This is a genomic window from Gemmatimonas sp. (assembly GCF_027531815.1).
Classification (GTDB): domain Bacteria; phylum Gemmatimonadota; class Gemmatimonadetes; order Gemmatimonadales; family Gemmatimonadaceae; genus Gemmatimonas.
On the sequence record NZ_JAPZSK010000001.1, the window covers coordinates 273905 to 293533 of the forward strand.

At 68.2% G+C, this 19629-nt stretch carries 13 protein-coding genes; 5 read left to right on the plus strand and 8 right to left on the minus strand.

Annotation, left to right across the window (positions count from 1 at the left end; all coding sequences use genetic code 11):
• Positions 1–21 precede the first annotated feature (21 nt).
• Positions 22–525: a DinB family protein gene (locus tag O9271_RS01155; RefSeq protein WP_298265365.1), complete on the minus strand. Its 504-nt coding sequence runs from the start codon at positions 523–525 to the stop codon at positions 22–24.
• A gap of 204 nt (positions 526–729) precedes the next feature.
• On the opposite strand from O9271_RS01155, the gene O9271_RS01160 reads away from it, so the two are divergent.
• A complete protein-coding gene (locus tag O9271_RS01160; RefSeq protein ID WP_298265368.1) occupies positions 730–1647 on the plus strand; it encodes a hypothetical protein in 918 nt (305 codons plus the stop codon).
• Between the two features lie 46 nt (positions 1648–1693).
• On the opposite strand, the gene O9271_RS01165 is transcribed toward O9271_RS01160, so the two are convergent.
• Together O9271_RS01165 and O9271_RS01170 are read right to left on the minus strand one after the other, a co-directional pair.
• On the minus strand, positions 1694–2338 hold the full coding sequence (locus O9271_RS01165) for a gluconate 2-dehydrogenase subunit 3 family protein (RefSeq protein WP_298265370.1): 645 nt from the start codon (positions 2336–2338) through the stop codon (positions 1694–1696).
• A gap of 13 nt (positions 2339–2351) precedes the next feature.
• The gene (locus O9271_RS01170; RefSeq protein ID WP_298265372.1) at positions 2352–4040 is read right to left on the minus strand and encodes a GMC family oxidoreductase; all 1689 of its coding nucleotides are present in this window, start codon (positions 4038–4040) and stop codon (positions 2352–2354) included.
• A 178-nt stretch (positions 4041–4218) separates the two neighbouring features.
• On the opposite strand from O9271_RS01170, the gene O9271_RS01175 reads away from it, so the two are divergent.
• Complete coding sequence (locus tag O9271_RS01175) at positions 4219–4737, plus strand: RidA family protein (protein ID WP_298265375.1); 519 nt, start codon at positions 4219–4221, stop codon at positions 4735–4737.
• 71 nt (positions 4738–4808) lie between these two features.
• On the opposite strand, the gene O9271_RS01180 is transcribed toward O9271_RS01175, so the two are convergent.
• Positions 4809–8261, minus strand: coding sequence for a protein kinase (locus O9271_RS01180; RefSeq protein WP_298265377.1), 3453 nt, complete (start codon positions 8259–8261; stop codon positions 4809–4811).
• 25 nt (positions 8262–8286) lie between these two features.
• Positions 8287–9351 carry an NAD(P)-binding protein gene (locus O9271_RS01185; protein WP_298265379.1) on the minus strand — a complete coding sequence of 355 codons (1065 nt, stop codon included), beginning with the start codon at positions 9349–9351 and terminating at the stop codon, positions 8287–8289.
• A 57-nt stretch (positions 9352–9408) separates the two neighbouring features.
• On the opposite strand from O9271_RS01185, the gene O9271_RS01190 reads away from it, so the two are divergent.
• Positions 9409–10974: an oxygenase MpaB family protein gene (locus tag O9271_RS01190; RefSeq protein ID WP_298265381.1), complete on the plus strand. Its 1566-nt coding sequence runs from the start codon at positions 9409–9411 to the stop codon at positions 10972–10974.
• A gap of 18 nt (positions 10975–10992) precedes the next feature.
• Here O9271_RS01190 and O9271_RS01195 read toward each other — a convergent pair whose 3' ends face one another.
• The 3 genes from O9271_RS01195 to O9271_RS01205 form a co-directional block, all read right to left on the minus strand.
• Positions 10993–12405, minus strand: coding sequence for a PilT/PilU family type 4a pilus ATPase (locus O9271_RS01195; protein WP_298265383.1), 1413 nt, complete (start codon positions 12403–12405; stop codon positions 10993–10995).
• 273 nt (positions 12406–12678) lie between these two features.
• On the minus strand, positions 12679–13146 hold the full coding sequence (locus O9271_RS01200) for a hypothetical protein (protein WP_298265385.1): 468 nt from the start codon (positions 13144–13146) through the stop codon (positions 12679–12681).
• A 79-nt stretch (positions 13147–13225) separates the two neighbouring features.
• Positions 13226–16231 carry a sialidase family protein gene (locus O9271_RS01205; protein WP_298265387.1) on the minus strand — a complete coding sequence of 1002 codons (3006 nt, stop codon included), beginning with the start codon at positions 16229–16231 and terminating at the stop codon, positions 13226–13228.
• A gap of 117 nt (positions 16232–16348) precedes the next feature.
• On the opposite strand from O9271_RS01205, the gene O9271_RS01210 reads away from it, so the two are divergent.
• A complete protein-coding gene (locus tag O9271_RS01210) occupies positions 16349–18229 on the plus strand; it encodes a M28 family peptidase (protein ID WP_298265389.1) in 1881 nt (626 codons plus the stop codon).
• A gap of 227 nt (positions 18230–18456) precedes the next feature.
• Positions 18457–19629 carry a CotH kinase family protein gene (locus O9271_RS01215; protein WP_298265391.1) on the plus strand — a complete coding sequence of 391 codons (1173 nt, stop codon included), beginning with the start codon at positions 18457–18459 and terminating at the stop codon, positions 19627–19629.

Here is a 19629-nt window from a genome sequence, read left to right on the forward strand (position 1 = left end):
CGGCGCAGCGCGCCGCCCCCCCTAGATCAGTGGCGGCTCCATCCCCAGGTCTTCCCACTCTTCCTTCGCCGGACCGTAGACTCCCGGCACGCGCAGCCCGGCCTGACGCATCAGCACCGTCATCTGTCCGCGATGATGGATCTGATGGCTCATCAGCGCCGCGAGCGTCATCGCCTTGGTCCAGGTGAAGCCGTACATCTCGTCGGTCGTGGTCAGCGTGAGATCCGTCCACTTGGCCTTGATCTCTTCCACGAGTGACAACGCCGCCGACGCGTAGCCGTGCGCGATCTCCACGGCCGTAGGCGGGACCTCCTCGTGCTCCCCTACACCGTCCACAGCGAGCCCCGTCTTGTTCATCATTTCGGGAATGGTCTGCGCGATGTGCCAGGCCAAACGACCGAGGTTACGCCCACCCGGATACATCGGTTGCGAGAGTGACGCGTCGGTGAGCGCGTCCATGAGCTTCTGGGTGTCGCCACTTTCGAACGCCCAGTGCGAGAGGAATTCTTCGAGGGAGTGATACATGGCCGGGCAGCTCGGTAGGGGGTGGGAAGAACCGGAGTGCAGGCAAGTTCCAGCCGCAGTCGCCACCCGACAAGGGTGTATCCGGCGCCCCCGTGGAACTTCGCGCCGGCCTCGTCACTACATGGGAGGCGACCGTCGATGAGCGAGATTGGACCACGGGGATCAGGAGAGAGGTGGATGCGGCGATCCGTGCGAGTGATGGGGATGGTAGCTCTTGGAACGATGCTGCTTGGCGGAACGACGTTGGGGGCGTTGCGGCTTGATGATCCGGTGCCCGGCTTCGCCGACCGTCGGGGCGAGGTCGCGTCGGTCACGCGCGACGAGGCCACCGTCGAGGAGGGGCATCGTATCGAAGCGGTGACCGTGCGGTCCACCAGCGGCGTTACCGTGCCAATGCTCGTGAAGCGGCCGCTGGCCGATTCCGCCGCGCCACTGGTCGTTGTTCTCGGCGGCCATGCCACGGGACGCGATGCGGCGCGCCTCATCCCCGACACGCGCGGGCGGGTGGTGGTCGCGCTGTCGTACCCGTACACCGGGCCGCACCGCATGAAGGGGCTCGAAATCTTCAAGTGGGCACCGGACATTCGTCAGGCGCTGCACGATACGCCGCCGGCCATTCAGCTGGCGCTCGACTGGCTGCTGCAGCAGCCGTGGGTGGACGCCCGTGAAGTGCACGGGGTGGGCGCCAGTCTGGGCACCCCGTTCATGACCGTGGCGGCGGCACTCGACCCGCGCATCACCCATGTGTGGAGCGTGCACGGCGCGGGGCAGTCGCGTGCCCTGCTGGCGCACAACGCGCGCGAGTCCATGCCCCACCTGCTGGCGCCACTCGCCGGTGTGCTGGCCGACGTGATCGTCTCCGGGCCCTACCTCACCCCCGAGCGGTGGGCCGCCCGCATTGCCCCGCGTCCGTTCACGATGATCAACGCCACCAACGACGAGCGCCTCCCCCGGGCAGCCGTGGAGGCGCTGTACGACGCGGCGCAGCAGCCCAAGTCGCTGCTCTGGATGCCGGGGCAGCATGTCCAACCCAATCGCCCGGAGGTCGTGCGCGCGCTCGTGACCACGGTGCTGCAGCGCATGGAGCCCGCACCCGCGGAAAGCAAAGCGGCCGGCGAATAGTTCGCCGGCCGCCCGAGCCCATCATGCAAGACCACGACGCAGGCCGTCAGGCGTGCGACGCCCAGCTCGTCTCCCCCTTGGTATACGGCAGACACGGCTCGTACTTCCCTGGCGTTTCCTTGTAACGCATCGCCTTCGTGTAGCCGATCTCGCTGGTGAAGAAGCCCAGCAGGGCGAGCTCCTTCATCATGCGGAAGTAGTGCTGCGGCTCATCGGGCTTGCGCGTCTTCTGAAACGCGTGCTGCTCCTGGTCGAGCGTGGTGAGCACCGCCGTACGCTGCTCCGGCGTGGCCTGCATGAAGCCGGTCTGGTGCGCCGCCTTGCACGCCTCCTCCACCTTGGCCATGCCCTCGCGGAAGATCCGCTGCTCGGCCGGCGTGTACGTGTCGGTGACCATGAGCGCCATGAAGGGTCCTGTCGCCGCGGCCTTGGCTCCCGGTGACTTGGCCGTGGACGGCAGAATGGTGTCGGCCACCTCGTCGAGAAACTGCTGGTCGGCTACGCTGAACTCGCCAATGGGCGCCGGTCCTGTGGCCCCGGCCTGCGCGCTGTCGGTGGCAGCCGGGCGGTCGCCGGCGCAGGCCGTGAGCAGCTGGCTGCCGCCCACGAAGGCCACGCCACCCAGCAGCACGCTCACGCGTCGGATCGCTTCGCGGCGATCGATCCCGGACATGCGTTCGAAGTCGGTCATACGCGCGATCTCCTTACAGTTCGCGGCGCTTGAGCGCGTTCACGGCAAACTCCGCCGCACGCGCCGTCAACGCCATGTAGGTGAGCGAGGGATTCACCGCCGCGGCCGACGTCATGCACGACCCGTCGGTGACGAACACGTTGAGCGCATCCCACACCTGGTTGTTGCCGTTCAGCACCGACGTCTTCGGGTCGCGCCCCATGCGGGCCGTCCCCATCTCGTGAATCCCCATGCCGGGCGCATAGCCACCGTCGTACGTCTTCACGTCCTTCACGCCGCTGTTCTCGAGCATCTCCGCCATCTCGACGGTCATGTCCTTGCGCATGAGCCGCTCGTTCTCCTTGATCTCGCAATCGATCTTGAGCACGGGCAGCCCCCACTTGTCGGTCTTGGTCTCGTCGATGCTGATCTTGTTGCTGTGGTCGGGGAGCATTTCGCCGAAGGCGGTGGCGCCAATGGTCCACTCGCCCGGCTGCGCCATCTCGTCCTTGAAGTCGCCACCGATGCCCAGCTCGGCCACGGCGCGCCCCCACCCTTCGCGGCTGGCACTGCCCTGATAGCCGAAGCCGCGCAGGTACGGCCGCTTGTCGCCGAACAGGTTCTGCCAGCGCGGGATGTAAAAGCCCGTGGGACGACGGCCGTAGTAGTACTTGTCGTCGAACCCTTCGATCCGACCGCCCGCGCCGAGGCGGAAGTGGTGGTCCATGAGGTTATGCCCCAACTCGCCGCTGCTGCTGCCAAGCCCCTCGGGCCAGATGTCGCGCGCCGAGCGCATGAGCAGCCAGGTGCTGTTGAGCGTCGACGCGCAGAGGAAGAAGATCTTGGCCTTGTACTCGGTGGCTTCCTTCGTGACCGCATCCACCACCCGCACCCCGCTCACCTTCTTGGTGTTCTTGTCGTACACGAGCTCGTGCACGATGCTGTTCACCTTGAGCGTGAGATTGCCCGTCTTCTGCGCGGCCGGCAGCGTGCTCGACTGCGTGCTGAAATACGCGCCGAAAATGCACCCCAACCAGCAGGCATCGCGCGTCTGGCACTGTCCGCGGCCGGGGAGCGGCTGCGTGAGGTTGGCGCTGCGACCAATGATGAGGTGACGCTTGCCGCCGTAGCTCTTCTTGATCTGCTCGGCCACATGCTGCTCGCCGCAGTTGAGCGCGAACCCGGGAAGGAATTCACTGTCGGGGAGCTGCGGCAGGTTCTCGCGCGTTCCCTGAATGCCCGCGTGCTTCTCCACGTAGGAGTACCACGGCGCGATGTCGCGGTAGCGGAGGGGCCAGTCCACCGCGAGCCCCTCCTTGGCGTTCGCCTCGAAGTCGAAGTCGCTCCAGCGGTAGCTCTGGCGTCCCCACATGAGTGAGCGACCGCCGAGGTGGTAGCCGCGGTACCAGTCGAAACGCTTCACCTCGGTGTACGGGCTGTCCTTGTCGTTCGCCCAGTAGTCGAGGTTCTTCTCGTTCAGGGGATAGTCACGGCGCAGCACGGGGTAGTCGGCTTCCATCTGCTTGGTGCGCCCGCCGCGATGCGGATACTCCCACGGCCCCTTGGTGGCGTTCTTGTAGCCGGTGATGTGGTCGATGTTGTGCCCACGCTCGAGCAGCAGGACCTTGAGCCCCTTTTCGGTGAGTTCCTTGGCGGCCCAACCGCCCGAAATGCCGGAGCCCACGACAATCGCGTCGAACTCCGTCGTCTGTGCAGCCTGCACTGCGCCTCCTGTTCGTGGCCCGGGACGAGGGTGGGCCAATCGGTGCCTGTCCGGCGGGGTGGGAAGGTGCGCCGGGGTCGCCGGTGTTCGTACCCGGCGTTCTCCCCAAATAGTGTAGGGCGGCACAGAGTCACGCGAGGGGTGTTTCGGAAACAGCGCGCCGGACGCACTTTGGAAGATGATCTCGCGCCTCTCCCCTCGCCCGGTTCGCGCCGCCGTGCGCCCCAGCCGGTGTCGGCTCTCCGCCGTCACGCTGACCGCGCTCCTGGCGACCGCCCTGGTGATGACCGCCTGCACCGCGCCCCGTCCCACACCGGCTCCGGAACCGGTGTTCATTCACCCGGACGGTCCGCCGGTCAATCCCTTTTCCCCGGCCGTACGGGTCGGGGATCTGGTGTTCGTCTCCGGCACCCTCGGTACCACCGGCACGGGACTCACCCTCGTGCCCGGCGGCATTCAGCCCGAAACACGTCAGGTGATGGAGAACATCAAGCGCACGCTGGCGGCGGCGGGGCTTGGCATGGACCGGCTCGTGAAGTGCACGGCGTATCTGGCCGACCTCACGGAATGGCCGGCGATGAACGAGGTCTACCGGTCGTACTTCACCAACGGCCGGTTCCCGGCGCGTGCGGCGGTGCAGGCCACGTTGCTGAACGGCGCGCGTGTGGAACTGGAGTGCATCGCCGCGGCACGCTGAGCGCGGCACGCTGAGCGCGGCACGCTGAGCGCGGCACGCTGCCGGCGGTCACCACGACCGCCGTGCTCCCGTCAGTCGCCCAGGGCGGCCACGTCGCGCGTGACGCGCTGCACGATGAGGTGCGCCCCCAACTGATCGGCGGCGGTCAGCGCGCGCTGCCGCTCGGCCGCCACGGCCGAGCGTTCCGCCCCTTCGGCGCGCAGCACGTGGGCCCGAATGCGATGCAGCTCGGGGATCCAGACGATCTCGCCGGTGCTGCTCGCATTCCCCAGCCCCTCGTCCACCGCCTGCCGGGCATCACTCACGCGGCCGGCCTCCAGATACCCTTCGGCGAGGAAGCCCTGGTATTCGGACACACTGGCCAGACACCGGAACATGGTGAGCGCGCCCACCGTGGCCTCCAGCGTCGCAATGCCGGCGTCGAGCTCGCCCACGGCAATCTGCGCACGTCCGAGATACGCGGCCGTCCACAGGCGCTCCGAGGCCACGCCGTACTCCTCGCACACGTGCAGCGCTTCCGCCGCCACGCGCAGCGCTTCGTCCGGACGATCGGCGGCGAGTTCGAACTCGGCAACGTGCAGCGCCCCATGTGCGCGCTCGCGCGGATCCTTGGAAACCCGCACATCGGCCAGCATGCGATCGAAGATCGCCCGCGCCCCCGCGATGTCGCCCGCCATCCAGTGTGCACGCCCCGCCTGACAGCGGCTCAGCAGCAGCGGGTCGGAGCCCACGATGGCCTGGATGCCCGCGCGCATGGCCGGGGTGGTGAGCGCCTCCGCGCGCGCCTGCGACTCGCGCGACAGCTGCAGGCGTCCGCGGAAAAACGCGGCCCCCGACAGGGCGCTCGACGCCGTGGACTGCAGCATCACATCTCCGGCGGCATCGGCGATGTCGATCATCTGTTCGGCGTACTCGTACGCGCGAATGAACTGCCCGCTGGCGATGTGGTACACCACCATGCCCCAGAGCACCGGAATGAGCTGCGGCGTGTTGCCCGACGCCTTCGACAGCTCATGCGCCCGGTGCATCTGCTCGAACGTCTCGGGGGCGTGGAAGCCGCGCGTCACCACGTTGGTGAAGCCCAGCGACACCCGCAGGCCGATCTCCAGCGTGGTCTTCGCCTCGCCGTCGGGGAGCAGAGCAATCTGGGCGAGGCCGCGCGACGCCAGCTCGGCAGACTCGGTGTAGGCGAACTTCTCGCCGGCGCGCATGGCGCCCACCGCGAAATACCCCGACGACTTGGCGGGCGTGCGCGCCGCTTCCCAGAGCACGGCCAGGTCGGCGGCCACCTCGGTGGCACGCGCGCCGTAGCGCGCTTCCAGCGCGCTCGCCACCTGCGTGGCCAACTGGACCCGGCGTGCCCCCTGAAGCTCCTGGTACAGCGCGTTCTGATAGAGCACGTGCACGAAGCGATGCCGCACCGACAATGTGCCGTCGGGCAGGTCGTGCTCCTCCACCGGACGCACGAAGGCGTACACCTTGTCGAGGGTGGTGAGACGTTCCTCCACATCGGCCTGCTGCATGCCCAGCACGTCGGCCAGCACGGTGGAATCGAAGAGGAAGCCCTGCACGCTCGCCACGGTCAGCAGTCGGCGGTCGCTCTCTTCCAGCTGTTCGATCTTGCGCTGGATCATGCCGCGCACCGAGGGCGGCAGATCGCGCTCCACTTCAGGGAGTCCGCGCGTGAGCTGCCACGCGCCCTCGAAGTCGGCTATCGCGCCGCGGGAGCCCAGCCAGCGCAGCAGGTCCACGAGAAACAGCGGGCTGCCATCGGTCTTGTGGTGCAGCAGCCGCGCGAAGGTGGGGGGGAAGCGATGTCCCGGATAGCGTCGGTCGAGCAGTTCCTGCACGTCGTCCGCGTCGAGCAGACCGAGGGCGATGGACTCACTGAGTCCACGCGCCTGCAGGTCGAGCAGCGACGCCATGAACGGGTGCCGCGAGAGCCGCATCTCCGATTCGCGGAGCGTCGTGACGACGAGCAGTGGCAGGTCATCGACGCGCGACCCGAGGTAGGCGAGCATGTCGACCGTGGCGCTGTCGGCCCAGTGCAGATCCTCGAGCACGATCGCGAGCGGATGTGCGCGCGCCGTCGCGTCGATGAACCCGAGCAACTCGCGCTTCATGCGGTCCGGCGACGCCGCCTGCAGCCCCTGCGCGCCCCCGTCGGCCCCGGTGACGAGCGCGGGGTCGGTTTCCCCCACCTCGCGGTGCCACGTCGGCGCATGGCGGCGCAGCAGCGCGGCGATGTCCCCCGACGGGTCGGCGCGTATGGCCGACTCGATGGCCTCGAGGATGGGGAGGAAGGCTTCGGTGCCGGCCAGGCGTTCCGAGCAGCGCCCCCGCGCCACGACTACCCCGGTGCTGTCGGCGATTTCGGCCAGGCAGGCCTCCACGAACGTGGTCTTGCCCACGCCCGGCTCACCGCTCACCACAAGCAGCGCCCCGCGCCCATCACTGGCCCGCTGCCAGACGTCCATGAATTGGGCCCGATCGCCGCGGCGTCCCACGACCACGGTGGTGCGCGCTCCGACCCCGGTGCTGCGCCGTGGGACCGGTGCCGCCGTCGCCGCTGCGGCCGACACGCCCCCGGACGACGATGGGGCGAAGATTGCCGACGGCCCTCCCGGGGCCGCCACGGCGGGTGCACCCGTGGTTTCCCGAACGGCAAGCGTCAGCCCGCCACTTCCCACGCCGGTGCCGGTGAGCGCGTCGAGCGCGAGCGCCACATCGACCGCCGTGGGGCGCGCCGCCGGCTCCTTGGCGAGCATGCGGTGCACCAGCTCGGTCACGGCCGACGGCAGCTGCGGGCGCAGCTGCTGCAGTGGCGCCGGATCCTTGGTGATGATCGCGCCCAGCGTCCCTGCCGATGAGCTGCCCCGGGGGTTGAACGGGTGCGACGCCACCAGCAGCTCGTACAGCACGACGCCCAGGCCGAAGATGTCGGAAGGCGCCGCCACGGGATCACCGCATGCCTGCTCCGGTGACAGGTAGCGCAGCGTGCCCATGATCACGCCAGTCTTCGTGTGCGACGCGTCGGCATCAACAGCCCCGCTGCGCTCGAAGAGTCGTGCCAGCCCGAAGTCGAGCACCTTGAGGTACCCGTCGTCGCGCAACATCAGGTTCTCGGGCTTGATGTCGCGGTGCACGATGCGCGCGTCGTGCGCGACCGCCAGCGCCCGCGCCGCCTGGGCGCCCAGGCGCGCCACCGTGCTCACGTCGAGCGGCTCCTGGTACGTGGCGAGGGTGTGCCCGCGCACCAGCTCCATGGCGATGTACAGCCCGCGCTCCCCGCGGCCGATGTCGTACACCGTGACGACGTTGGGATGATTGAGCGCGCTGGCCGCGCGCGCCTCACGCAGGAAACGCTCGGTGGCCTCGACGTCGCTCACGCGCGCCGGCGGCAGCACCTTGAGGGCCAGCTCGCGGCCTAGCCGCGTGTCCCGCGCACGGTACACTTCGCCCATGCCACCGGCGCCCAGGCGCTCGGTGATCTCGAAATGGTCGATGGTGGTGCCGGGAAGCATCGGAGCGGAGCGGGACGAGGGAACGTCAGACGGTGAGATACGGATACATCACCCGTACATAACCACGGGCGAGCGGATAGAGGAATTGCTGGAGGCGATTGTACCGGTAGAAATCCCGCATGAGTCGCTCGGCGCCGCGCCACCGGAGGGCGGCCATGGGGGCGCGATAGCGTCCGTGTCGTCCCACCTCCCACAGGAAGCGGTTGACGACGCCGCCCTTGATGAAGCCACCGAAATGGGCGGCGGCCGCCTCCGCGAAGTCGTGGCCGGCCAGCATGCTGTTGGCGGCCAGCACACCCGACCGCAGCGCCGCCCGCAGCCCGAACGCCCAGAGGAAGTCCTGCAGCCCGGCGGCTTCCCCCACCATGAGTGCCCCGCCATCGCTCCAGCGCGGCCGACCGGAGAAGTGCACCCAGCCCCCCACGGGGCGTTCCTCCTCCACTCGCACCGGCCAGCGGTCCAGCAGCAGGCGCCGCGCCTCGGCCAGACATTGGTGCACGCGGCGGAAATCCGACCAGAGTGAGGTGCACAGGCACCCCTCGCCGTTGCTCACCAGCAAGTAGCTGTACCCCTTGAGGCCGGCGGCATCGTTGAGGAGCGCCACGGCCAGGTCCGGTGCGTCGGTCTTGAACACGAAGCCACGGCAGACGGCGTATGGCCGCCGCTGATGCGGCCCGGTGGCAATGATGTCGGCCGCCCCGGGATCGAGCGCCTCGCCGAAGCGGAAGGTCACCCCCGCCGCCAGCGCCTGACGCTTGAGCGACTGGTCGATGCTGTCGGCCATCGTCCCCCGGCGCACGACGAAAAAGGCCGGTTGCGAAAACTCGTGCAGATCGGCACGGTCTCCGTTGAACTGAAAACCGCGGGAGAAGCCGCGATGCGCAAAGTCCGTCTCCAGCCCCGCGTCGCGCAACTCGTCGAGCACGCTGCGGTCGCCCGAGAACGACTCCAGCCCCTGCAGGTCGCCCCCGAAGCGCGCCCCGCAATCCTCCCGACGCTCGTAGAGCTCCACCCGCCGCCCGCCTCGTGCCAAGGTGATCGCGGCGGCGAGCCCCGACGGGCCGGCACCGGCGATACGGATGAGAGACATGGACAAGCGGGGATGGGGGGGGTACGCATAATGTAGCATTCCCTCAGCCCCGCAGCGATGACCTCACCCCACGACGCGCCCCCTCCCCGCCCACCGCTCACGGCGGCCGACTGGCGGGAACACGGCTCGGCGTTCCTGCGCTTCCTGTCCACGCAGGGGGTACCGGCCGCTGACGCCTTCGTGCGGGAGGACGGCAAGTTGCCGTACCACGATGTGCATCGGTTTTTCGGGGCCATCAATCCCGACCCGACGCTGGGGGGCCGGGATCTCGCGGCGCAGCAGCGGCGCGAACTCGGTCTCCCGGCCGAGCCGATCCCCAACACGTTGGCCGATGCGCTCGCGGAGATTCGCACGCTCGACGAGCGGCACGTGTCGCGCGCGCTGGCCGCGCTCGCGACGTACGTGCAGGAATCGCTGCACTTCTGTGGCGCGTGTGACCAGCCGCAGTTCCCGGCGTGGGCCAACCGGTCCATGATCCTGCGCGGACAGCGTGCCTTCATGACGCGCCTGCTGCCCAGTACCATCGTGCTGCTCTGCAAGTCGCTCCCGGAGGCCTATGCCGCGCCGCGCCCGTCAGCGGTGCTCAATCTGTCGCGGCAACTGGCGAGTCTTCCGTATCACCGGCTGCTCGGGACACTGCAGCTGCTGGTGACGGTGTCCACCCCCAACAGCTTCGAGGGGCCCTGGTTCCCGGCGCTCGTGGCCGCCGAGGAGATGCAGCTGTTGCACGCGGGGGTCCGGTCGAACGTGGCGCCGCGCATGGGCGCGGCGGTCACCGGGCCGGTGGATCGCACCTTCGAGGCGTGGACCGGGTCCGACGACTATGTGCTGTGGGGGGGCTACGAGGCCTTTCGCGCCGGGTGGCCGCACTCCGACGATCACCCGGGTACCGAAGCCGGTCCACAGCAGGTCGTGAGCCAAGCGGACATGCTCGCCACCATCATCGCCTTCTCGCTGCTGGTGGTGGACGGCCTTCGTGATCTTGGCGTGCCCTTCGACGAGGGCGACGACGAAGCGTTCTGGCACCTCTGGCGCGTCTTCGCGCTCTTCAAGGGCATTCATCCGCCTGGGGAGCCTACGAGCGACGCGTGGCTCCCCCGCACGCTGGTGGAGGCGCGCGCATTCTGGGAGGCCTACCGCGCCGAATACTATGCCCCGCCGATCAGCTGGAGCACGCCCAACTGGCAAGAGCGGGCGCGGCGCGACAATCCCGCGGGGCATGCGCTCACCTCGTCGCATCTCGTCATGCTTGCGCGCTTCCTGCACGCGGTGCTGCCGTTGCCGGTCACGGCAGGCTGGTGCCTCAAGGTGGCACGCTGGTTCGTGTACCGATTGTGCGGCGAGGAGGGCGCCGCACGCATTGGTGTTCCCAAGGTGCGGCTCTGGCCTTGGGAGCGTGCCGCCATCGAACATCTGCCGCGCACCATCACCAGCTGGATGGAGCGCTTCGACGTGGGCATCCAGGTGGCGTTCGGCCGGTGGGCGCTGACTCGGCTCATCGGGCGCGTCTACGGCAGCCGGGTCATCTTCCCCATTCCCCACACGGTCGACGACCTCAAGCGCTTCGTGGAGACCACGCAACTCAAGGGGCAGCGGTTCGCACAACGCGTGGACGGCGCCTGACGGCAGCGTCCGCCGGCGTCACTCCTCGCCGGCGACGGCGTCGATGTTGTGGCCCAACAAACGCAGCCTGCTGCTCATGTCCTTCTTCTCGACCGCCTTCACGTACGCTTCCTCGGGCTCAATGGTCTTGCTCTTCACCAGACCCAGCAGGGCGTCGTTGAGCGTCTCCATGCCCAGCTTCTTCTGGGTCTGGATGATGTTGGGGATCTGCACCGTCTTCCCCTCGCGAATGAGCGTGCTCACCGCCTTGTTCACCAGCAGGATCTCGCGCGCGGCCACGCGTCCGCCGCCCACCTTCTTGCAGAGCGTCTGCGAAATCACGCCCTTGAGTGACTCGGCCAGCATGATGCGGATCTGATCCTGCCGGTCGGCAGGGAACTGGTCCACGATGCGGTTGATGGTGCTGGCGGCGGTGCTGGTGTGCAGCGTGCCGAAGACCAAGTGTCCTGTCTCGGCCGTCTCGAGTGCGATGGCGATGGTTTCGAGGTCGCGCAGCTCACCCACGAGGATGATGTCGGGATCCTCACGCAGTGCGGCGCGCAGCGCACTCTTGAACGACTGGGTATGCGCCCCCACCTGCCGCTGCGTGATGAGGCACTTCTTGCTCTGGTGCACGAACTCGATGGGGTCTTCGATCGTGATGATGTGATCGGAGCGCGTGCGGTTGATGTAGTCGACCAGCGCGCAGAGCGTGGTGGACTTGCCGGAGCCGGTGGGGCCGGTAACGAGGACGAGGCCCTTGGTGAGATGACAGAGCGCCTGCACCTCGGGGGAGATCCCCATGTCCTCCACGGTGACCGTAGTGGTGGCAATGGTCCGGATGACCGCTGCGGTGCCATGCCGGTCCCGCAGTACGTTCACGCGGAAACGCGAGACCCCCTCGATCTCGTGCGCGAAGTCGGTGTCCCACTGTTCGTCGAATTCAGCCCGGTTCTTCTCGGGCATGACGGCGCGCATCATGCTGCCGACCATTTCGTTGGTCAGTGGCACATGGTTCTCGAGGCGCAGCAGATCGCCGCCGAGGCGGAAGATGGGAGGCTCGCCGACGCGCAGGTGCAGATCGGCGGCGCCGCGTGACACCTGGATGCGGAGCAGCTTCTCGAGCGCCGCCCTCGCCTCGTCCTCCGAGGTGAACGGACCAGAGGGGGTGTCGGTCGCGCGACTGCGGATCGTGGTACCGTCCGCGCCCGCGGTGGGCGTGCCGGTGGCGTCGCGGTCGACCCAGCGGCGAATGAGGATGCGCGTGAGTGAAGGATCCTCGTCCTGCTGGATGAGCCACTGCTTGTCGTTGAAGCGGTAGAAGAAACGGATCCCCGTGCCTGCATTGATGGCGGGGCGGCTCTCGGGGGTCGCGAGTTCGCTTACCAGGGCCAGCACCTGCGACTGGCTGAGCACCTGGGTACTCACTTGCTGCAGCCCACTCGGGGTCACACACCGAATGGGTGCGTCGCTCTCGAGGAGAATCTGCGAGGCCGCGCCTGATTCCAGGCGCGGCAGGAGCTTGTCAAGTTGGGGCACGTATGGCAGCTGGCAAAGGTCCACCGGGTCCACCGTCTCGGACCATTACGCCGCCGGAACGGTCGGCGGGGCACGAGGAGGACGAGCGGCCCCCCGTCGGGGAAACCTGCGGGGGGAACGGCAGCGGGCCCCGTCGGGGAAAGGTGCGGGAGGGAGGGACCCGCAGACGGCAGCCGCCGGCTGCCGTTACGTCGACCGCGAGACCGCCCCCTCACCACCCGGCGCCGGCATCTCGCCAGTGATGCTGCGCCAATCCTCCTCGTGCGTCTCACTGCGCTCATCGGCCGGGATGATCCCGAGATCGTTCAACATCAGCCCCACCGCGTCCGGCACCATCGCCGGCCACAGAAACACACCACCGAGGCGCACCAGGGGGCGCGCTGTACGCCCGGTGCCCGCGTACCTGCGCCGCGCCCACAGCTCGTAAAACACCGTGAGCACGCCACCGAATGCCGCAAACACCCCCCACGTGACGAGTGCCTCGCGAAGCGGCAGCTCCACCAGCATCCACGCCAACACGCCGTAGCTGAGTGTGAGCCCCATGATGCCCATCCCTTTGCGCAGCGCCGCATTCAGCACCACGCACGCCGTGGTCCACAGCAGCACACCGAAGAGGACGATGGCCCACATGATGTTCACGGACAGGATGGTCATGTGCGCGAACATGCAGCAGCGGTGGGGATGGCGCCAGTTGAGGAAATCGGAGATGGCGATGGGGTATGGCCGAGCGGACTTACTTCGCCGCCTGTCCCCCGATCTCCGCCGCCATGCGCGTGTAGTAGCGCAACTGTGAGCGTTGGTCGGCCGTGGGCATTCCCGTCCACCGTCCCACCGCGGAGTACAGCGTGGACAGGCGCGCCTGCAGCTCGCCCGCCTGACGCTTGAGGTCGCGGGTCGCGCCGTCGGTCCCGCTCAGGCCGCGCACGCGAGTCGCCACCTCGGCAAAGCCGCCCAGCGCCGCTGCCACCTCGCGATGGAAGGCGGTCCACGCCGCACGCTCCGCGCGCGAAACAGTGAGCCGCGGGTCCTCCTTCACCAGCACCTTGCGCTCGACTGTACGCCCATCGTGCACGAGCCGCACCGTGTAGGAACCCGGGAGCACCAGCGGGCCCGGCGTCGTGGCCCGCGGCCCTTCGTCGTCGTCCTCGCCGCCACCGCTGCGCACCGGCAGGTCGGCATGGCGCAGGTTCCACACCACACGATTCACCCCGCGCGCAGCCGCCGGCGTGAGCGACTGCACCAGCCGCCCCGTGCTGTCGTGCACCGTGAGCGTCACCTTGGCGCCCGCGTCACGCAGCCAGTAATCTACGAGGGCGCCGTTGGCGGGGTTCTCCCCGCGGAAGATCATGTCGCCGGTGTGCGGCCGCAGGTTGGTGGTGCGAATCTGATGGGCCGGCTGCATGGTGAACAGCTGCGCCGGCATCGCCGTCACGTCGGGGGTGAGCTCCTGCAACGCGTTGAGCTGATCCAGCACCCACACCCCGCGCGCGTGGGAGCCCAGCACCAGCGCGTTATCGCGCGCGTGCAGCGCGATGTCGTTGAACGGCATGAGCGGCATGTTGGCGCGCAGCGGTACCCAGTTGCCCCCACCGTTCGGCGAGATGAACAGACCGAACTCGGTGGCGAGGTACAGGAGCCGCGGGTTGCGCACATCCTCGCGAATGGTGCGCGCCACCCGATTGGGCGGCAGGTCGCCTTCGAGACGCGACCACGTGACCCCGTAGTCCGTGCTGCGGTACACGTAGTTGGTCATGTCGTTGCTGCGGTGGTTGTCCACCACCACGTATACCGTGCCGGCCGCGTGTCGGCTGGGTTCTACACCGGCGAACCACGCGTCCTTGGGCAGCCCCGGGAGCTTCGACTGCGCGTCGGTCCACGACAGCCCCCCGTTGCGCGACACCCGCAGCCGGCCGTCGTCGGTGCCCACGTACAGCAGTCCCTTCACCAGCGGCGATTCGGCCAGCGCCGTCACCCCCGGGAAATACGGCACGCCGTCGTCGAGTGACAGGGTGGCCTCGCTCGGCTTGCGCCCCATGAGCGGTAGCGTGCTGCGATCCACGCCGGTCGTCATGTCCCCCAGGCTCTTCCACGTGCGCCCACCGTCCTTCGACGTGAAGAGATGCTGCATGCCCACGTACAGTGTGTTGGTGTCGTGCGGCGAGATCACGATGGGGGCATCCCAGTTGGCCGGGTGCATGGCGTTCCCCAGCAGCTGCGTGACGCCCGGCTTGCCCCACGTTTCCCAGTTGCGACGTCCGCCGATGCGACCCGTGCTGTCGCCCGGACGCAGATCCTGCACCTGCCAGGTACGCGTGTCGTTCTTCTGCAGCCCCAGGAACTGCGACGCCGAGTAGACCGTGCGCGGGTTCTTCGGGTTGGGCACCACGAAGAAGCCATCGCCGCCGCACAGCCGCGACCAGTGCTCGTTGAGAATGCCGTTGGTCGTCCAGCTGGCGCTCGGCCCCACCCAGCAACCGTTGTCCTGCAGGCCGCCGTACACATTGAACGGCACGGCGTTGTCCACCGCCACGCGATAGAACTGCGACAGCGGCAGCGACGAGACGAAGAGGAACGTGCGCCCGCGGTCGTAGCTGATGCCGATGCCGCCGTCATCGAGCTTGATGACGTGGCGGCTGTCCTTCGGGTTCACCCACACGAACCGGTCGTCACCGTGCGTGGTGGTGCGCGGTGCCGTGAAGGTCTTGCCGCCGTCGTCGCTGAACGAGTACGCGTTCAGCATGTAGATGCGCTGATCGTCGCTCGGGTCGATCGTGGGCTGGCTCGCGTACATGGGACGCGGGTTCCAGTCGCTCATGAACGTCCACGTGCCCCCCGCATCTTCACTGCGGTACACGCCGGCCTTGCGCTGGATGTACGCGGTGCTGGCGTTGTAGCGCGCGCCCTGCTCCACGCTGATCACCACGATGCGCGGGTTCTTGCGGTACACCGCAATGCCGATGCGCCCGTATTCGCCCTCGGGCAGTCCGTTCCCCGTGAGCTTCGTCCACGTGCTGCCGCCATCGGTACTCTTCCACAGCGCGCTCCCGGGACCACCGCCGTCGAAGCCGTAGGCGCTGCGCCGCCGCTGATAGCTGGCCGCATACAGCACGCTTGGGTCGTTCCAGTCGAGCGCCACATCGGTGACACCGGTTTCGTCGTCCACGTGCAGCGTGCGCGTCCACGTGCGCCCGCCATCGGTAGTCTTGTACAGGCCGCGCTCGCCACCGGCACCCCAGACGCTGCCCTGCGCCGCGACCCACGCGATGTCGGGATTGGTGGGGTGCAGCTGGATGCGCCCGATGTGCATGCTGGTGCGCAGCCCCATGTTCACCCACGTCTTGCCACCGTCGGTGCTCTTGTACACCCCATCACCCCACCCCACGCTCTGGCGATTGGCGCGCTCACCGGAGCCCACCCAGAGAATCTGCGGGTTGGGCTGAAAGACGGCGACATCGCCAATGCTATGCACCGGCGCATCGAACACCGACGTCCACGTGAGGCCATTGTCGGTGGTGCGCCAGAGTCCACCGGTGGCACCGGCGACATACATGGTGTACGGATTCGATTCCACGACGTCCATGTCCACGACACGGCCACTCATGGACGCGGGGCCGATGGAACGGAGCTTGAGGCCGCCGAGGTCGGCGGCGCGGAACGGGGCCTGCGCCATCAGGGGCGCGGCGCAGGTTGCCCACAGGAGCACCGTGGGAACCGCACGGGGAAGCAGTCGGGTCAGCATGTGCCGAATATGCTGCGTATGTTGCCGGTGCGCTGTGGAGGCGCGGATTCCGCTCCCTGCCTCCGGCTCCCCGCTTCCGGCTTCCGGCTTCCTGCCCCCTGCTCCCCGAGCCTTTTCGTGAACTCCACACGTTCTCTCACCGCGGCCGTGCTGCTTGCGCTGACGGCTGGCCTGCCGCTCTCCGCTCAGGATCGTGCCGCCACGAAGGCGACCAACGTGCGCACGACCGGGCGCGTCTGGTCCGACGAAGGGCCCGCCACCTGGGCCCCGCGCCCCACGGAACAGGCGATCACCGCCAACGACCTGCGCACGCGTCTCTACCAGTTCGCCGACGACTCCATGCTGGGGCGGCGCGTCGGTGAGGTGGGCAACTACAAGGGCACCGAGTACATCGCCCGCGAGTTCAAGCGCCTCGGCCTCAAGCCCGCTGGCGACAGTGGCGGCTACTTCCAGACGCTGCCCTTCGGCCCTAGCGGGTTCGACGCCGCCACGGCGCGCCTCGCGGTGGGTGGCCGCGCCCTGACCACGAAGAAGGAGTGGGTGCCCACGGTCCCGTCGGTACTCAACGGTTTCGGCCCAGCCATGAAGCTCGACGGCGTGCCGGCGATCTATGCCGGACAGTGGGGCGACTCCACCGCGCTGATCGACCCGAGCGCCGTGCGCGGCAAGGTCATCGTCTTCAGCGCGGCACCGGCCGCGGGGCGTGTCGCCGCCAGTGTGGGCGCCCCAACCAGCTTCGTGAGCTGCACCGACGTGCCGGACAAGTTCGGGGCCAACGCCGCCATCGCCGAGGAGGCGCGCCAGCGGGCGAATCCCAGTGCCCCGCCGCCACGCCGCGGGGTGCCCACCATGTTGCGTGATCCGCGAGCCACGGGCGCGGGTGCCCTGGGGGTGCTCGTGATCGGACTCGACGACATGGCACCACAGCAGATCGACGCCGCCTTCGCACAGCCCATGTCCATGCGTCCGGCGCAGCCACTCAATGCGAACGCTCCGGGCGCGGCCACCATCTCGCGGGCGGTGGCTGAACAGATCTTCGGCAAGCCGGTGAGCGCCCTGCGGGTCGGCGATACCGGTGCTCCCATTTCCGCCGACTTCCGTCACGCCTGGCGTCTCTCACCGTACCCGGCGCGCAATGTCATTGCCGTGCTCCCCGGCAGCGACCCCAAGCTGGCCAGCGAGTACGTGCTGGTTGGTGCACACAACGACCATGTGGGCGTGAATCCGGTGGTGGTGGACCACGACTCCGTACGGGCGTACAACATGGTGGTGCGCCGGCAGGGCTCGAATGACCCGGTGTGCACCCCGACCGCCGAGCAGCAGCGCACGATCGACTCGCTCATCGCCCGCGCCCGCAGCATTCGCCCCGTGCGCCGCGACAGCATCATGAACGGGGCCGACGATGACGGATCGGGCACGGTGGTGCTGCTCGAGCTCGCCGAGAAGTTCGCGCGCGAGAAGACCGGGCGGTCGCTCGTCTTCATTTCGCATCAGGGTGAGGAAGGCGGGCTGCTCGGCTCGCGCTGGTTCACCGACAACCCCACCATCCCGTTGTCGCAGATCGTCGCGGCGCACAACATGGACATGGTGGGGAAGGGACGAAACTGGCAGGTGAAGTACGGCGGCCCCAATTCGGTGCAAATGCTGGGCGCGCGTCGCCTGTCACGGGAGTTCGGCGACATCATCGACTCCGTGAATGCCAACAGTCCGGAGCCCATGGCCATCGACAAGAGCTGGGATGTGCCTGCGAATCCGCTCAACCGGTTCTGCCGCAGTGACCAGGTGAACTACGTGCGCAAGGACATCCCGGTGGTGTACATGTCGCTGGGCTATGCCGTGGACTACCACCAGCACACGGATGAGCCGCGCTACATCGACTACGATCATGCCGCGCGACTGGGGCGCTTCGTGCACAGCGTGATGGGCGCGGTGGCCAACCGTCCCAACAAACCGGCCATCGCCGGCCCGGATCCCACCATGCCGACGTGCAATCGGTAGTGCAGCACACATCGCGACCTCCGCTGCCGTTGCGGGCCGTGATGCACGGTGTGTCAGCGCCTGACCGGGCCGGCCGTGCAGCCGCGCCCGCCCTGGCGACAAGGCGGGCGACAAGGCTGGCGACAAGGCGGGCGACAGCGCTGGTGCTGCTGCTGGCCGGCTGCCAAAACGCCGACACGCCCACCGCGCCATCAGTCCCCCCCCCGCCCCCGCCGCCGGTGGTGGAGGTGGGACGCTTTCCCACCATGCAGATCGTCACCACCGGCAGCGCGCCCATCACCTCGCGCGAGACCTACGTGGGCGGTACCTGGCGGCTCATCGGGCCCGACTCGGCGCTGTTGCGAGACGGCAGCCTCGAGGTGCGCGGACGTGGCAACTCCACCTGGTCGATGCCCAAGAAGCCGTATCGCCTGCGGCTCACCACCGGGGCCGAACTGCTCGGCATGCCCAGCAACCGTCATTGGGCGCTGCTGGCCAACTACGCCGACAAGACGCTGCTGCGCAACGATCTGGTGTTCGACCTCGCGCGGCGCATGGGATGGAGCTACGTGCCGCGGTCGCGATTCGTGCACCTGCAGCTCAATGGGCGCTACGAGGGCGTCTACCAGTTGACGGAGCACATCCGCGTCGATGCCAGTCGCGTGAACATCCCCGAGTTGCGCGTTGCCGATACCTCGGCGACCGCCATCACCGGCGGCTACCTGCTCGAGGTCGACGAGCTGTACGGCGAAGACTTCTGCTGGAACACGTCGCGCGTGCGCATGCCGGTGTGCGCCAAAAGTCCGGAGACGCTGCGGCAGCCGGGGTGGGAGCGGCAGCAGCGGTACATCACCGGCTACTTCACCGACCTCGAGAACGCGCTGTTCGGGCCGTCCTTCGCCGACCCCGTCACGGGCTACGCAGCGTACATCGACGTGCCGTCGGCGGTGGATTACTTCCTGGTGAACGAACTGGTGAAGAACGTGGACGGCAACCTGCGCCGCAGCACGTTCCTCACCAAGCCACGCGGCGGCAAGCTGTACTTCGGACCGCTCTGGGACTTCGACATCACGCTGGGGAACGTGAACTACGGCGGCGCCGATGCGGTAACCGGCTGGCAGATTCGCACGGCGCCCTGGTTTGCGCGACTCTGGCAGGATCCGGCTTTCGTCCAGCGGGTGAAGCTACGCTGGCAGCAGATCCGCAACGATGGCACCCTCGGCAGCTGGCGACAGGCCATTGTGGCGCGGTGGGACTACATGAGCGTGGAGCAGCGCCGCAACTTCGAGCGCTGGCCCATCCTCGACAGCTGGGTGTGGCCCAACCGCGTGGTCACCGGCAGCTACAACGGCGAAATGGCCGCCATGCAGGAATGGCTCACCGCCCGCACCAACTGGCTGGACGACCAGCTGCGTCCCTGA

What these genes read in the sequence shown, in the direction of transcription:
- O9271_RS01155 (WP_298265365.1), bottom strand. Translation starts at nt 525, where the DNA reads ATGTATCACTCCCTCGAAGAATTCCTCTCGCACTGGGCGTTCGAAAGT.
- O9271_RS01160 (WP_298265368.1), top strand. Translation starts at nt 730, where the DNA reads ATGGTAGCTCTTGGAACGATGCTGCTTGGCGGAACGACGTTGGGGGCG.
- O9271_RS01165 (WP_298265370.1), bottom strand. Translation starts at nt 2,338, where the DNA reads ATGACCGACTTCGAACGCATGTCCGGGATCGATCGCCGCGAAGCGATC.
- O9271_RS01175 (WP_298265375.1), top strand. Translation starts at nt 4,219, where the DNA reads ATGATCTCGCGCCTCTCCCCTCGCCCGGTTCGCGCCGCCGTGCGCCCC.
- O9271_RS01180 (WP_298265377.1), bottom strand. Translation starts at nt 8,261, where the DNA reads ATGCTTCCCGGCACCACCATCGACCATTTCGAGATCACCGAGCGCCTG.
- O9271_RS01185 (WP_298265379.1), bottom strand. Translation starts at nt 9,351, where the DNA reads ATGTCTCTCATCCGTATCGCCGGTGCCGGCCCGTCGGGGCTCGCCGCC.
- O9271_RS01190 (WP_298265381.1), top strand. Translation starts at nt 9,409, where the DNA reads ATGACCTCACCCCACGACGCGCCCCCTCCCCGCCCACCGCTCACGGCG.
- O9271_RS01200 (WP_298265385.1), bottom strand. Translation starts at nt 13,146, where the DNA reads ATGACCATCCTGTCCGTGAACATCATGTGGGCCATCGTCCTCTTCGGT.
- O9271_RS01205 (WP_298265387.1), bottom strand. Translation starts at nt 16,231, where the DNA reads ATGCTGACCCGACTGCTTCCCCGTGCGGTTCCCACGGTGCTCCTGTGG.